This is a genomic window from uncultured Sphingomonas sp. (assembly GCF_946477935.1).
In the GTDB taxonomy this organism is placed as follows: Bacteria; Pseudomonadota; Alphaproteobacteria; order Sphingomonadales; family Sphingomonadaceae; genus Sphingomonas.
On record NZ_CAMLAC010000085.1, the window covers coordinates 1 to 14346 of the forward strand.

A 14346-nucleotide genomic window follows, 5' to 3' on the forward strand; every position below is an offset into this window, starting at 1 on the left:
ACCTGCGGGTGCGCAAACGCCTGCGCGGCCACTTTCGCCTGCCCCCGCCACCGATCCAGCCCGGCACCCAGCGCAACCGAAACATCGGCCCGCATCCGCGCCCCTCGCGCCTCCCCGCACTCCGCCCGCCCCGCACGCACCACACCATGAACGCTGGGTCTGGCATCCACGATGCGCACCTGCAGCGGCATGGCGAGCTGGGACAGCGAGCACGTACCGACCTGCAACCGCGGTGCGATGGCGGCGATCCGCCCCCGAAACCCGTCGTTCAATCGACCACGTCCGGTGAGCGCAATACCCACGGGCCCGCCCGCCGTATCCAGCCGGATGCGGCCATCCTCCACATCGACGAACAGATCGGGCAGCGTGAAGGGCTTGCCGGAAGGCGGCGGCAACAGGCGATCCAGGCTGCCAAGGGAAACACGCCCGTCCGTCAGCTTCCCCCTTATCCGCACCCGCCCGGCGCGGACGCCCCATAATTCCGGCCCGGACGACCCGATCCGCGTCTCGGTCTCCACCCAATCGGCCACCAGATCCGGATGACGCGGATCACCGATGACGACGTTGACCAGGCGCTGCTGTCCCAGACCCAGCGTTTCCACGCCGTACGTTGCAGGTACACCGCGACGGGCAAGCTCGCGGTCGATCACGCTGGTCGCCAGGGGGATACGGATCAGCCACAGCACCAATCCCGACACGGCCAGAACGCCGACCAGCGCCAGGATCACTCGGTAGCGTTTTCGCATATGGCGCCGAGGCGGCGGCGTCTGATCCCCCTCGCTCGCCTCGCTCACGCCTGTCCTTCCACCGTCAATCGTTTGTGCATTCTACCTTGGGGGGGATGGGGTGGCAATTGGGAGGGAGCGTGGATAGGCTGAGTGGATGGAGGGGGAGCGGGATCATGCGGGGCACCGCGCGCGGCTGAGGCAGAGGCTGCTCGGCGGGACGGGCCTCCTGGACCACGAGCTGCTTGAATATATGCTGGCAACCGCGATCCCCCGCCGCGATACCAAGCCGCTGGCCAAAGCCCTGCTGCGCGAGTTCGGCGGCATCGGCGGCGTGCTGACTGCCGATGCGGAAGCCTTGTTGAAGCAGGAGGGCATGGGCGAAAGCGCGGTCGCCGCCCTCAAGATTGCACAAGCCTGCGCCATCCGCCTGGTCCAGACGCAAACCGAATCGCGGCCGGTCCTGTCCAATTGGCAGGCGCTGCTCGATTATCTGCATGCCGACATGGCCCATCACGGCGTCGAGCGATTTCGCGTCCTGCACCTCAACACCAAGAACATGTTGATCCGCGACGAAGTCATGAGCAGGGGCTCGATCGATCAGGCCGCGGTCCATATTCGCGAGGTTATCCGCCGGGCCATCGACCTGGGCTCCAGTGCGCTGATCCTGGTCCACAACCATCCCAGCGGCGACCCGTCGCCCAGTACCGCCGATATCGAGGTCACGCGCAGCATCGCCGAGGCCGGACGGAGGCTGGGCATTACGGTGCACGACCACCTGATCATCGGGTCGCGCGGCCATGTGAGCCTGCGATCCCAGGGCCTAATCTGAAAAAGGGGCCGCCGCCCCGTGACAAGGGGGGCGGCGGCCCGGTCGATCAGCCCTGACCCGAAGTCAGGAAGCCGGTCACCTCGGCCTTGCTGAGCGACTTGCTCTTGTCGGTGTCCGCCTGGGCGAAGGCGGTGCCCACCCACTTCTTGGTGTCCGCCGATTCGGCCTTGGCGGACGGGTCGGTCTGCGCCTTCAAGGCCAGCATCCATTCCGAGAACTCGGCCTTGCTCAGCGAGCCGCTATTGTCCTTGTCATAGGTCGCCCACTGGGCGTCCACGACCTGAGCGACCTGGCTGGCGGTTGCCGGCTGCGCCGCAGCCGCATCGGCCGGCGCTGCCTGTGCGGGATCAGCACCCGCAGGTGCCGCAGCCGGTGCAGCGTCTTGGGCAGCACTCGGCGAAGTCTGCGCCGGTGCCGTCGTCGTTTGCGCAAGCGCAGGTGCAGCAACGGTCATAGCGGTCGCGAGCATAGCGTACTTCAACATCTCGTCTCTCCATTGTCATGGTCGGATCGATAAACTGGTAAGATCACGATCGTGATCTTGGATGAAGCTTGCATCAACCAAGCGTCGATTGTCCATATAGGGTCCGATCCGGTTTATTTGAAGAGGTCGCCCTGCCCTGCTAACGGCTCGGCACACCGTGCTTCCCGAGAGCGGAGCGGGGTGAACCGTGCCGTTCCCGAGACCGAGGTGTTCCATGATTCCGCGTTATTCCCGCCCCCAAATGACTGCGATCTGGGACCCGCAGACCCGTTTCCGCATCTGGTTCGAGATCGAGGCGCACGCCACTGACGCGCTGGCCGCACTGGGCGTCGTGCCAAAGCAGGCGGCCGAGCGCATCTGGGAAGCCGACAAGGCCGCCGGCGATTTCGACATCGCGCGGATCGATGCGATCGAGGCCGAGACCAAGCATGACGTGATCGCTTTCCTGACCCATGTGTCCGAGCGTACCGGACCAGAAGCGCGCTTTCTGCACCAGGGCATGACGTCATCCGACGTCCTCGACACCTGCCTGGCGGTGCAGTTGAAGCGCGCCGCCGACATCCTGATCGACGATCTGGACCAGTTGCTCGCCGTGCTGAAGCGCCGCGCCGAGGAACACAAGCTGACCCCGACGATCGGCCGCAGCCACGGCATCCACGCCGAACCCGTGACCTTCGGCCTGAAGCTGGCACAGGCCTATGCCGAGTTCGCCCGCAACCGCACGCGCCTGATCGCCGCGCGCGACGATGTCGCGACCTGCGCGATCTCGGGCGCGGTCGGCACCTTTGCCAATATCGATCCGTCGGTCGAGGCGCATGTCGCGAACAAGCTGGGCCTGTCGGTCGAGCCGGTATCGACGCAGGTCATCCCGCGCGACCGGCACGCGATGTTCTTTGCCACGCTGGGCGTGATCGCCAGTTCGATCGAGCGGCTGGCGACCGAGGTGCGCCACCTGCAGCGCACCGAAGTGCTGGAAGCGGAAGAGTATTTCTCGCCGGGCCAGAAGGGCTCCTCGGCGATGCCGCACAAGCGCAATCCCGTGCTGACAGAGAACCTGACCGGCCTCGCGCGCATGGTGCGCGGCTATGTCACCCCCGCGCTGGAGAATGTCGCGCTGTGGCACGAGCGGGACATCAGCCATTCCTCGGTCGAGCGCTATATCGGCCCGGACGCGACCATCACGCTCGATTTCGCACTGGCTCGACTGACCGGGGTGATGGACAAGCTGGTGGTGTATCCGGCGCGCATGCAGAAGAATCTCGATCGCATGGGCGGCCTGGTGCATTCGCAGCGCGTTCTGCTCGCCTTGACCCAAGCCGGCGTCAGCCGCGAGGATTCCTATCGTCTGGTGCAGCGCAATGCGATGAAAGTCTGGGATTCCGATGGCGAATTGTCGCTGCTCGACCTTCTGAAAGCCGATGCGGAGGTGACCGCGGCGCTGCCCGTCGAGGAAATCGAGGCCAAGTTCGATCTGGATTACCATCTGAAGCACGTCGACACGATCTTCACGCGCGTCTTCGGCTGACAAACGGGTCATAGCGGGTCACCGGGGCGCAGGTTCCACCAGCCGTAAGCGATTGCATTATTTGCAAGTAAATTTGCTTAACTTGCAGTTGCGACAATCGGTTCGGCGGTGCAAAAAGACTGTGCCTTTCAGGCATCCTCTCCTAAAAACTTTTCGGCCGCTCTCTGAGCGGCCTTTTTTTTGGTGCGTGTTTCGCGTAGGCAACTGCCATCGCGTCGCCACCACAACGACAAAGACGACTTCGGGAGAGAATGCCGCCGGAAAGACCGGCACGGTGGCGCGATATACGGGGGTTGAGCAGCTGCAGCTGCTCCCCCCGTCCCAACGTCGCGATGTTCGATGCATGCAGGCAATCTCACGCAACGACGCGAAAGCGCTGCGCGAGCCCGAGGCTTGCGCCCTCACCTCCCAGTTACGCGGGCTTCTCCGATCAATCAGGAGCGCAACCGTGCGCCTGACGCTACCGCTCAGCGCCTCTGCGCGAACGACCATGCCGATTGGCACGGACGGCAACCATCCGGCTCATCCGCAGACAGCGCCAAGGACCACAGGGATTTCACCGGGTGACGGGAACGGGCAGCTCCCGGGTGCTCCGCTCAGCTATGTTAGGGAGGTAGCCGAGCGGAGCGACACACCAGATGGGAGAATCGTGTGCCTTGGTCCCGCTGGGGGGCGGGACGGGCCTCTGATGGCCTGTCCACCAGCGCCTGAACAGTGCAAAAATGGAAACTCAGCCATCACGGACGGAAATTATCGGTCATTTCCGGTAGGATGAAGCGGGATAGCTGACAGATTGACCGCCAGCCATCCCGCTTTCCGTAACGTCATTCGCCCGCGAAGACGTTTTTCAGCTTCGTGAAAAAACCCTGGCTCTCGGGGCATTCTTCACCGGTTTCGGTTTCCCGGAACAACTCCAGCAGTTCACGCTGTCGCGTCGACAACTTCGTCGGCGTTTCCACCTCGATCTGCACCACCAGATCGCCCTGCCCGCGACCTTGCAGCACGGGCATGCCGGCACCGCGCTGGCGCAGTTGCTTGCCCGACTGGATGCCCGCAGGAATCTTGATCTCGTGCGTGCGCCCGTCGAGCCCGGGGATCGACAACGATCCGCCAAGCGCCGCGGTGGTGAAGCTGATCGGCGCACGAGCGAACAGCGTCGTTCCCTCGCGCTCGAACAGCGTGTGCCGCTTGACGTGAAGGAAGATGTAGAGATCACCCGGCGGCGCACCCCGCGCGCCCGCCTCGCCCTCACCCGACAGGCGGATGCGCGTACCCTCGTCGACGCCGGGCGGCACATTCACCGACAGGGTCTTGGTCTTCTCGATCCGGCCGTCGCCGCGACAATCGGCGCAAGGATCGGCGATCACTTGGCCGGCACCCTGGCAAACCGGGCACGCCCGCTCGACCACGAAAAAGCCCTGCTGGGCCCGCACCTTGCCGTGCCCGCCGCAATGCTGGCAGGTTCTGGCGCTGGTGCCCGGCTTCGCGCCGGTGCCGTGACAGGTATCGCACGCCGCCGATACATCGACGGTGATCTCGGTATCCTTGCCGTGGAAGGCGTCTTCCAGGCTGATTTCCATGTCATAGCGCAGGTCGGCACCGCGCCGTGCCGACTGCCGCCCGCCGCCGCGTCCGCCGCCCATGAATTCGCCGAAGACGCTTTCGAAGATGTCGGAAAAGCCGCCGAAATCCTGCGCGCCGCCACCGCCGCCGCCGCCCTGCTGGAAGGCGGCATGGCCGTAGCGGTCATAGGCCGCGCGCTTCTGCGGGTCCTTCAGGCAGTCATAGGCTTCGCTGATCGCCTTGAACTTGGCCTCGGAATCCTTGCACCCGGAATTGCGGTCCGGATGATACTGCATCGCAAGCTTGCGGTAGCGCGATTTGATTGTCGCATCGTCCGCGGTGCGCTCGCATTCGAGCAGTTCGTAATAGTCGATCGTCGTGCTCATGCTCGTCCCCGCCCCGTGGGCCCCGTCCCTCGGGCTTTCGCACCGGCGGGACGGGACGGGGTCATGCCCTTAGGCCTTGGTATCGTCGACTTCCGAGAATTCGGCGTCGACCACGTCGTCCTGCTTGGGCGCATCGGCACCGGCCGCGGGCGAAGCGTCGGCCTGCGCCTGCTTCTCGTAGATCGCCTGGCCGAGCTTCATCGCGACCTGGGCCAGTGCCTGCGCCTTTTCGGTCATGCGGTCGGCATCGTCCGATTCGACCGCAGCCTTGGTCTCGGCGATCGCCGCCTCGATCTCCGACTTCAGGCTGTCGTCCACCTTGTCGCCATTCTCGGCAAGCTGGCGCTCGGTCGTGTGGATCAGCGATTCGGCGTTGTTCTTCGCCTCGGCTGCCGCACGGCGCTTCTTGTCCTCCTCGGCAAACTGCTCGGCATCGCGCACCATCTGCTCGATGTCGTTGTCCGACAGACCACCCGACGCCTGGATGCGGATCTGCTGCTCCTTGCCGGTGCCCTTGTCCTTGGCCGACACGTTGACGATGCCGTTGGCGTCGATGTCGAACGTGACCTCGATCTGCGGCACGCCGCGCGGTGCAGGCGGGATGCCGACCAGGTCGAACTGGCCCAGCATCTTGTTATCCTGCGCCATCTCGCGCTCGCCCTGGAACACGCGGATGGTGACGGCGCCCTGGTTGTCGTCCGCGGTGGAGTAGACCTGGCTCTTCTTGGTCGGGATCGTCGTGTTGCGGTCGATCATCTTGGTCATGATGCCGCCCAGCGTCTCGATACCCAGCGACAGCGGGGTCACGTCGAGCAGCAGCACGTCCTTCACGTCGCCCTGCAGCACGCCGGCCTGGATCGCGGCGCCCATCGCCACGACCTCGTCCGGGTTGACGCCGGTGTGCGGATCCTTGCCGAAGAAGTTCTTCACCGCTTCGCGGACCTTGGGCATGCGCGTCATGCCGCCGACCAGCACCACTTCGCTGATGTCGTCGGTCTTGACGCCGGCATCGGCGAGCGCCTTCTTCATCGGCTCGATCGTACGCTTGATCAGGTCGTCGACCAGACGCTCCAGGTCGGCACGGCTGATCGACTTGACCAGGTGCTTCGGGCCGTTCTGGTCGGCGGTGATGAACGGCAGGTTCACCTCGGTCGAGGCCGCCGACGACAGCTCGATCTTCGCCTTTTCAGCGGCTTCCTTCAGGCGCTGTAGCGCGAGCTTATCCTTGGCGAGGTCGATGCCCTCGTCCTTCTTGAAGCCCTCGGCCAGATATTCGACCAGCTTGTTGTCGAAATCCTCGCCGCCCAGGAAGGTGTCGCCGTTGGTGGCCTTCACCTCGAACACGCCGTCGCCGATCTCCAGGATCGACACGTCGAAGGTGCCGCCGCCAAGATCATAGACCGCGATCGTCTTGCCGTCCTGCTTCTCCAGGCCGTAGGCGAGCGCCGCTGCGGTCGGCTCGTTGATGATGCGCAGCACTTCCAGGCCGGCGATCTGGCCGGCATCCTTGGTCGCCTGGCGCTGTGCGTCGTTGAAGTAAGCCGGCACGGTGATGACCGCCTGCGTCACCGTCTCACCCAGATAGGATTCGGCGGTTTCCTTCATCTTCTGCAGCGTGAAGGCGCTGATCTGCGACGGGCTGTAATCCTTGCCGCCGGCCGACACCCACGCGTCGCCATTGGGGCCGCGTGCGATCTTGTAGGGCACCAGCTCGGTGTCCTTCTTGGTGATCGGATCGTCGAAGCGGCGACCGATCAGGCGCTTGACCGCAAAGATCGTGTTGTCGCCGTTCGTCACCGCCTGGCGCTTGGCCGGCTGGCCGACCAGCCGCTCGCCATCCTTGGCGAAGGCGACGATCGACGGCGTGGTGCGCGCGCCTTCCGCATTCTCGATCACCTTGGGCTTGCCGCCTTCCATCACCGAAACGCAGCTGTTGGTGGTGCCCAGATCGATACCGATAACTTTAGCCATGAGTCCTGATAGCCCCTCACACTCTTCAAAAAATGCCCCGCCCGCGCCCCGTTACGGCGGCGCAACCGTTGCGTTGATGGGGCGGATATAGGTGGGCCGATGCTTGCCGCAAGATTGGCGGCGTCATAGGGATGTGGACGATTTCCAGGAACGGCACGGGAGAGACGGGCGTTGCGCACCGGTTTGGGCATGATCTGGGCAGTGCTGGCACTCGCCACGCTGCCGTCCTGCGACCCCGCGCGCACGACGATCGAGGCCGGGGAGGCCTGGGCGCGCCTGGGCGCGGTGCCGGGGCGCCCGGCGGCCGCCTATTTCACGGTGCATGGCGGGCCTGAGGCCAAGACGCTGATCAACGTCACCACCGATGTCGCCATCCGTGCCGAGATGCATGAAAGCATGGCGAACGGGATGCGCGCGATCGCCTCGGCGCCGATCCCGGCGCATACCGATGTGGTTTTCGCGCCCGGCGGCCGGCACGTGATGCTGTTCGACGTCAATCCCGGGGTGAAGCCGGGCCGCTACATCACCCTGACGCTCAGCTTCTCGGATGGCCGCCGCATCGTGACCGGGGCCAAGGTGATCGGCGCGAACGCACCTCGCCCGGCAGATAGCTAATCCGGCGTTAGGCATATCCGGAAAAACCCCGGATAGGCCGCCCCCGCGCCCCACACGCATGGTCCTCCGTCGGAAATGGGAGTCCGGCGGGAGGATTCGGGGTCATGACGGTCATCAACACCAATGGCGCGGCGCTACGCGCGCTGGGTGCATCGCGGCTGGCGGAGACGAGCCTCGACACGGCGATGAACCGGCTGTCCACCGGCAAGCGGATCAATTCGGCCAAGGACGACGCCGCCGGCCTCGCCATCGCCTCCACGATGACCGCGCAGATCATGGGCATGCGCCAGGGCATGCGCAACGCGATCGACGGCACCTCGCTTGTCCAGACCGCCGACGGCGCGCTGGGCGAGGTGACCAACATGGCGCAACGCATCCGCGAGCTTGCGGTGCAGGCGGCCTCGGGCACCTACAGCGACAGCGACCGGGCGGCGTTGCAGGTCGAAGTTTCGGCGCTGACGAAGCAGATCGAGACGACGCTGAACAACACGCAGTTCAATGGCGTGAAGCTGTTCGATACCGTCCTTCATTATAGTTATAGCGACGGCATCATGCCCGAGATGGGCACCACGGTATCAATTCAAGCAGGAGCAAATGCCAATGACAGGATTGATGTAAGGATCGACAATATACCACTGTCCTATCATCATTTTGAATACTATCTTCGACCGCCGGCCTCTACCTATTCTGCCTCAGCGCATCTAATATCCTTCGATGATTACGTGTCTGGCGCGAAACGGGGAGGTACGCCCGTCACCAAGGATCAGATCGGAACAACGGTTCAACAGCAGCCAGGAGATCAATGGGCGGATCTATCCAGTGGCCGGGGATGGTACTCCGGAAACGACTTTACCCTCTCCGACGAACTGAACGTCACCAATCGCTACCGCGCCGAGAACACCATGAAGCGCATGGACGAGATGCTTACAAAAGTATCCAGCATGCGCGCCGGCATCGGCGCCACCGCCAACCGGCTGGAATCGGTGGTCAACAATCTGACCACCAACACCACCAACCTGTCCGACGCGCGCTCCCGGATCGAGGATGCCGATTTCTCGGTCGAAACGGTGAACCTCGCCCGCGCCCAGATTCTGAAACAGGCCTCCGCCTCGATGCTCGCCCAAGCCAATCAGAGCCAGCAGGATGTGATGAAACTGCTCGGCAACTAGATGTTTGGTCCCAGGGCTTTGCAACCGGGCGCCGCCGGCCCACCTTGGCAATGATGCAACGCCGTATCCTGACCCCTGCCGAAACCGCGCTGGCGCGCAACGTCTTCGGCGACACGATCGACTATGACGCGGTCGGCCTGTCCCCGACCAAATGGGCGTTCTTCCAGCCCCGGAACACGGTGATGGCCCCGCGCGGCTGCATCCATTTTCACCCCCAGGGCGGCTTGTGGCGCGAGGATTTCGGCGCCTGCCCCTTGCACGAACAAGGGCTGTTCATCCACGAGATGGTCCATATATGGCAGCATCAGCAGGGCATCTGCCTGCCGCTCGCCCGCCATCCCTTCTGCCGCTACGGCTACGCCCTGAAGCCCGGCCAGCCCTTCCGCCGCTACGGGCTGGAACAACAGGCGGAAATCGTGCGCCACGCCTTCCTGCTCGCCCGCGGCGGCCGGGTGCCCGGCGCACCCGGCCTCGCGCAATATCAAACGCTGGTCCCCTTCCCTATCGGCCAGCGCTGATCGTCACAGCGCGTCGAAGTCGATCGCGGCGGTACGGTCCAGCCAGTTCGGCGCCTCGGGCATCGGATATTTCAGGCCGGTCGCGCAGTTGAACAGCACGACCCGCTCCCCGGCATCGACCTCGCCCGCCGCCAGCGCGCCCCGATACGCCGCCAGCGTCGCGCCGCCTTCGGGACACAGCAACAGGCCATCGTCACGCGCGCAGTCCGCCACCGCGCGCAGCGTATCGGCATCGTCCACCGCCAGCGCCTTGCCACCGGATTCACGCACCGCGCGCAGGATCAGGAAGTCGCCCACCGCGCGCGGCACGCGGATGCCCGCCGCCACGGTGTGCGCATTCTCCCAGCGTTCGGCATGCTCGACACCGTCGTCGAACGCCTTGACGATCGGGGCGCAGCCCGACGCCTGCACCGCATACATGCGCGGCCGCTCAGGTCCGATCCAGCCAAGCTTTTCCAACTCATCGAACGCCTTCCACATGCCGATCAGGCCGGTGCCGCCGCCCGTCGGATAGAAGATCGCATCCGGCAGCCGCCAGCCGCATTGCGCGGTCAGTTCCAGCCCCATCGTCTTCTTGCCCTCGATCCGGTAGGGCTCCTTCAGCGTCGACAGGTCGAACCAGCGCCCCTCGGCGGCGCCCTTGCCCACGATCGCGCCGCAATCGTCGATCAGCCCGTTCACCCGCCACACGCGTGCGCCCTGCGCCGCGATCTCGCGCACATTCACTTCTGGAGTATCTTCAGGGCAGAAAACGATCGTCTCGATCCCGCAGCGACTGGCATAGGCCGCCAGCGCCGCGCCCGCATTGCCGTTGGTCGGCATCGCGATACGCGTGACGCCCAGCTCCCTGGCCATCGCCACCGCCATGACCAGCCCACGCGCCTTGAAGCTGCCGGTCGGCAGCCGCCCCTCGTCCTTGACCAGCACATTAGCGCCGGCCGAGCGGGGAACGGGGATCAGCGGAGTCTCGATCTCGCCCAGGCTGACGATGTTTTCGGTGCGACGCACAGGCAGCAGCTCGCGCCAGCGCCACAGGTCGGTTTCGCGGGCGGACAGCGCATCCTTCGCGAGCGCCGCCTTCACCGCATCCAGATCGTAGCGGACGAGGAGCGGACGCCCCACCCGCGACAGGCCGTGCAGTTGATCCGCCGCATAACGCTCGCCCGTCATCGAGCATTCGAGATGGGTAACGAAGGTCGGCCGATCGGCGAAAAGATTGTCGTTCATGGCCAGCGGTGTAGCGCAAGGACCGCTGATGCCAACCCTCTCCCCGGCGGGGAGAGGGGCGCAGGCATGGATCAGTCGGGCTTGCGGGCCACGCCGACCAGCGCCGGGCGCAGCAGGCGATCCTTGATCATATAGCCCGACTGCATTTCCTGCACGATCGTGCCGGGCGCCGCGTCGGAGGGCATTTCCAGCATCGCCTGATGCCGGTTGGGGTCCAGCGTCTCGCCCAGCGCGGCGATCTTGGTGATCCCGTGGCGGCCCAGCACGCTATCCAGCTCGCGGCCGGTCGCCTCCAGCCCGGCGACGAGGCCCTTCATCTTGTCGTCCTCGCGCAGATCGGCGGGGATCGCCTGCAAGGCACGCCCCAGATTGTCCGCCACCGACAGGATATCGCGCGCGAAATTGGTGGCGGCATAGTTGCGCGCGTCCGACACGTCCTTTTCGGCGCGACGGCGGACATTCTGCACTTCGGCGCGCGCATACAGCGTCTGCTGCTGCGCCTCGGCCAGTTGCTCGCGCAAGGTTCCCAGCGCGTCATGCTCGGCCACTTCGGGCGCGGCTTCGGCCGTTTCCTCGCGAAGATCCTGCGTTTCCGGCTGCTTGGTCTCGTTCTCGTTCATCATATTCCCTGTACGCACAAGTCGGGTCAGCCCATCAGTCGGGCAAGCGTCGCCGCGGTGAAATCCACCATGGGCACGACGCGGGCATAGTTCAACCGCGTGGGGCCGATCACCCCCACCACGCCGACCACCTGCCCGTCCAGCCCGCGAAACGGCCGCGCGATCACCGAAGATCCGGACAGCGCGAACAACTTGTTCTCCGCGCCGATGAAGATCCGGGTCGAATCGCCCGCCCGCGCCGAATCGAGCAGGCTGGCGATTTCCTGCTTGCCCTCCAGATCGTCGAGCAGATCGCGCACCCGCTCCAGATCGGCGGCGGCGGCGGCATCGATCAGCCGCCCCTGCCCGCGCACGATCAGCACCGGCCGCCGCTCGCCATCCTCGCTCCACACGGCAAGGCCGCGTTCCACCAGTTCGCGCGCCGCACCGTCCAGCGCGGCCCGCGTCCCCTTCAACTCGCGCTCCAGCCGCCCCTGCGCCTCCGCCAGCGTCAGCCCGCCCAGCGTCGCGGTCATGAAATTGCCCGCCTCCACCAGCGCCGTCGCGGTCATCCCGCCGGGCACCTGCAGCACGCGGTTCTCCACCGATCCGTCCTCGCTGACCAGCACCGCCAGCGCCTGCACCGGTGACAAGGGCACGAACCCGATCGAGCGCAGCTTCACCTCGCGCTTGGGCACCATCACCAGCCCGGCGCACGCCGACAGGCCGGACAGGATCGCCGTCGTCGCCGCCAGCGCCTCCTCGACCGGCCCGTGCGTCCCCGCCCGCGCCTCGATCGCAGCGCGTTCCTCCGCGCTCGGCTCGTGGACGTGCATCATCCCGTCGACGAACAGCCGCAGCCCCTGTTCGGTCGGCATCCGCCCGGCCGAGGTATGCGGCGCGGCGAGCAGCCCCACCTCCTCCAGCTCCTGCATCACCCCCCGGATCGAGGCGGGCGACAGGTTGATCCCCGACCGGGCGATCGTCTTCGATCCCACCGGCACGCCGCTTTCCAGATAGCTGTCGACCACGACACGGAATATGTCGCGGGCACGCGCGCTCAGTTCGATGATCGGCGGGGTGGCCATGGATGTGATCTAGGCTGGCGCCCCCCCGAACGGAAGGCTAACCGGGCAACAAACATACCAGAATGAAGGAAGTCCCATGCGCCCCTCCGGCCGCACGCCAGACCAGATGCGTCCCATCACCGTCGAGCCCCGCTTCACCCGCCACGCTGAAGGGTCGGTGCTGATCGGATTCGGCGATACCAGGGTCCTCGTCACCGCCTCGATCGAGGAGCGCGTGCCCCCGTTCCTGCGCGGCAAGGGCGAAGGCTGGGTCACCGCCGAATATGGCATGCTGCCCCGCGCCACCCACACCCGCGGCAGCCGCGAGGCGGCCAAGGGCAAACAGTCGGGCCGCACGCAGGAAATCCAGCGGCTGATCGGCCGTTCGCTCCGCTCGGTGGTCGACCTGAAGGCGCTGGGCGAGCGGCAGATCGTCCTCGACTGCGACGTGATCCAGGCCGATGGCGGCACGCGCACCGCCTCCATTTCGGGCGCGTGGATCGCGCTGCGCATGGCGGTCGATACGCTGCTGCGCGACGGCAAGCTGACCGCCGACCCGATCCGCCAGAAGGTGGCGGCGGTGTCGTGCGGCATCCATCAGGGCACGCCCGTGCTAGACCTCGATTACATCGAGGACTCGGCGGCGGATGCGGACGCCAATTTCGTGCTGCTCGAAAACGGCCATATCGCCGAGGTGCAGGCGACCGCCGAACACGCCACCTATGACGAGGAAGCGCTGCTCCGCCTGCTCCGCCTCGCGCGGATGGGCTGCAACGAGATCTTCGCCGCGCAGGCCAAGGCGGTGGCGGCATGAGCGGCGAGGGCCGCGAGCCGCAGGCGATCCGCAAGCTGACGCCCGGCAAGCTGGTGATCGCCAGCCACAACAAGGGCAAGATCGTCGAAATCCGCGAACTGCTCGCGCCCTACGGCGTCGAGCCGATCTCGGCCGGCGACCTCGATCTGCCCGAGCCGGAGGAGACGGGGACCACCTTCGTCGCCAATGCCGAGCTGAAGGCGCTGGCGGCGGCCGACCTGTCCGGCCTGCCCGCGCTCGCCGACGACAGCGGTCTGTGCGTCGATGCGCTGGGCGGCGATCCCGGCATCTTCTCGGCACGCTGGGGCGGCCCGCAAAAGGACTTCGCCATGGCGATGCGGCTGGTCGAGGACCGGCTGAACGACGAACCGAACCGCCCCCGCGACGCGCACTTCATCTGCGCACTGGCGCTCGCCTGGCCCGACGGCCATGTCGAATGGTTCGAGGGCCGGGTCGACGGCACGCTGGTCTGGCCGCCCCGCGGCGACCAGGGGCACGGCTACGACCCGATGTTCCAGCCCAATGGCTACGACACGACCTTCGCCGAAATGGACACCGACACCAAAAGCGGCATCAGCCACCGCGGCGACGCCTTCCGCCAATTGGTAAAGGCGGTGTTCTAAGCAGGGTTGGAGGGGAAGCGGAGCACTGCTTGGCACCCCCTCACCCCAACCCTCTCCCACAAGGGGAGAGGGAGCAAACCGCAAAACCCCTCTCCCCTTGCGGGAGAGGGCACTTGGAAGCCGAAGCGATCAGCCGTGCGAACCCGCTGCCCCAAAGGACGCACGCAAACCCCTCTCCCCTTGTGGGAGAGGGAGGGGCCCATCGCGAAGCGATGGGAGGGTGAGGGG

General features: G+C 65.8%; 13 protein-coding genes and 1 pseudogene. 7 read left to right on the forward strand and 7 right to left on the reverse strand.

The annotated features are described in order from the left end of the window. Positions 1–794: pseudogene (locus Q0U08_RS10585) on the reverse strand (hypothetical protein); the annotation flags it as partial. A gap of 88 nt (positions 795–882) precedes the next feature. On the opposite strand from Q0U08_RS10585, the gene radC reads away from it, so the two are divergent. Further along, positions 883–1557 (forward strand): DNA repair protein RadC, encoded by a 675-nt coding sequence (gene radC, locus Q0U08_RS10590; protein ID WP_298091412.1) that lies wholly within the window; start codon positions 883–885, stop codon positions 1555–1557. 46 nt (positions 1558–1603) lie between these two features. On the opposite strand, the gene Q0U08_RS10595 is transcribed toward radC, so the two are convergent. After that, positions 1604–2041, reverse strand: a complete 438-nt coding sequence (locus Q0U08_RS10595; RefSeq protein ID WP_298091413.1) for an EF-hand domain-containing protein — start codon at positions 2039–2041, stop codon at positions 1604–1606. Positions 2042–2255: 214 nt separating this feature from the next. On the opposite strand from Q0U08_RS10595, the gene purB reads away from it, so the two are divergent. Continuing rightward, a complete protein-coding gene (gene purB, locus Q0U08_RS10600) occupies positions 2256–3566 on the forward strand; it encodes an adenylosuccinate lyase (protein WP_298091414.1) in 1311 nt (436 codons plus the stop codon). Between the two features lie 824 nt (positions 3567–4390). Here the strand turns inward: purB and dnaJ are convergent. Both dnaJ and dnaK read right to left on the reverse strand, forming a co-directional pair. Continuing rightward, positions 4391–5515, reverse strand: a complete 1125-nt coding sequence (gene dnaJ, locus Q0U08_RS10605) for a molecular chaperone DnaJ (protein WP_298091415.1) — start codon at positions 5513–5515, stop codon at positions 4391–4393. Positions 5516–5584: 69 nt separating this feature from the next. Continuing rightward, positions 5585–7486 (reverse strand): molecular chaperone DnaK, encoded by a 1902-nt coding sequence (dnaK, locus tag Q0U08_RS10610; protein WP_298091416.1) that lies wholly within the window; start codon positions 7484–7486, stop codon positions 5585–5587. Between the two features lie 171 nt (positions 7487–7657). Between dnaK and Q0U08_RS10615 the strand changes: the two genes are divergently transcribed. The 3 genes from Q0U08_RS10615 (at position 7658) to Q0U08_RS10625 (ending at position 9788) form a co-directional block, all read left to right on the forward strand. After that, complete coding sequence (locus tag Q0U08_RS10615; protein WP_298091417.1) at positions 7658–8101, forward strand: copper chaperone PCu(A)C; 444 nt, start codon at positions 7658–7660, stop codon at positions 8099–8101. A 104-nt stretch (positions 8102–8205) separates the two neighbouring features. Beyond that, the gene (locus tag Q0U08_RS10620) at positions 8206–9270 is read left to right on the forward strand and encodes a flagellin (protein WP_298091418.1); all 1065 of its coding nucleotides are present in this window, start codon (positions 8206–8208) and stop codon (positions 9268–9270) included. Positions 9271–9323: 53 nt separating this feature from the next. Beyond that, positions 9324–9788 (forward strand): vgr related protein, encoded by a 465-nt coding sequence (locus tag Q0U08_RS10625; protein WP_298091419.1) that lies wholly within the window; start codon positions 9324–9326, stop codon positions 9786–9788. A 3-nt stretch (positions 9789–9791) separates the two neighbouring features. On the opposite strand, the gene Q0U08_RS10630 is transcribed toward Q0U08_RS10625, so the two are convergent. From Q0U08_RS10630 to hrcA, 3 genes are all read right to left on the reverse strand, one after another. Then, positions 9792–11015: a threonine synthase gene (locus tag Q0U08_RS10630; RefSeq protein WP_298091420.1), complete on the reverse strand. Its 1224-nt coding sequence runs from the start codon at positions 11013–11015 to the stop codon at positions 9792–9794. A 71-nt stretch (positions 11016–11086) separates the two neighbouring features. Further along, positions 11087–11635, reverse strand: a complete 549-nt coding sequence (grpE, locus tag Q0U08_RS10635) for a nucleotide exchange factor GrpE (RefSeq protein WP_298091421.1) — start codon at positions 11633–11635, stop codon at positions 11087–11089. A 26-nt stretch (positions 11636–11661) separates the two neighbouring features. Continuing rightward, positions 11662–12702: a heat-inducible transcriptional repressor HrcA gene (gene hrcA, locus Q0U08_RS10640; protein ID WP_298091422.1), complete on the reverse strand. Its 1041-nt coding sequence runs from the start codon at positions 12700–12702 to the stop codon at positions 11662–11664. A gap of 76 nt (positions 12703–12778) precedes the next feature. On the opposite strand from hrcA, the gene rph reads away from it, so the two are divergent. Then, a complete protein-coding gene (gene rph, locus Q0U08_RS10645; protein ID WP_298091423.1) occupies positions 12779–13495 on the forward strand; it encodes a ribonuclease PH in 717 nt (238 codons plus the stop codon). Beyond that, positions 13492–14118: an RdgB/HAM1 family non-canonical purine NTP pyrophosphatase gene (gene rdgB / locus Q0U08_RS10650; RefSeq protein WP_298091424.1), complete on the forward strand. Its 627-nt coding sequence runs from the start codon at positions 13492–13494 to the stop codon at positions 14116–14118. The genes rph and rdgB overlap by 4 nt, the downstream gene beginning before the upstream one ends. Positions 14119–14346 lie beyond the last annotated feature (228 nt).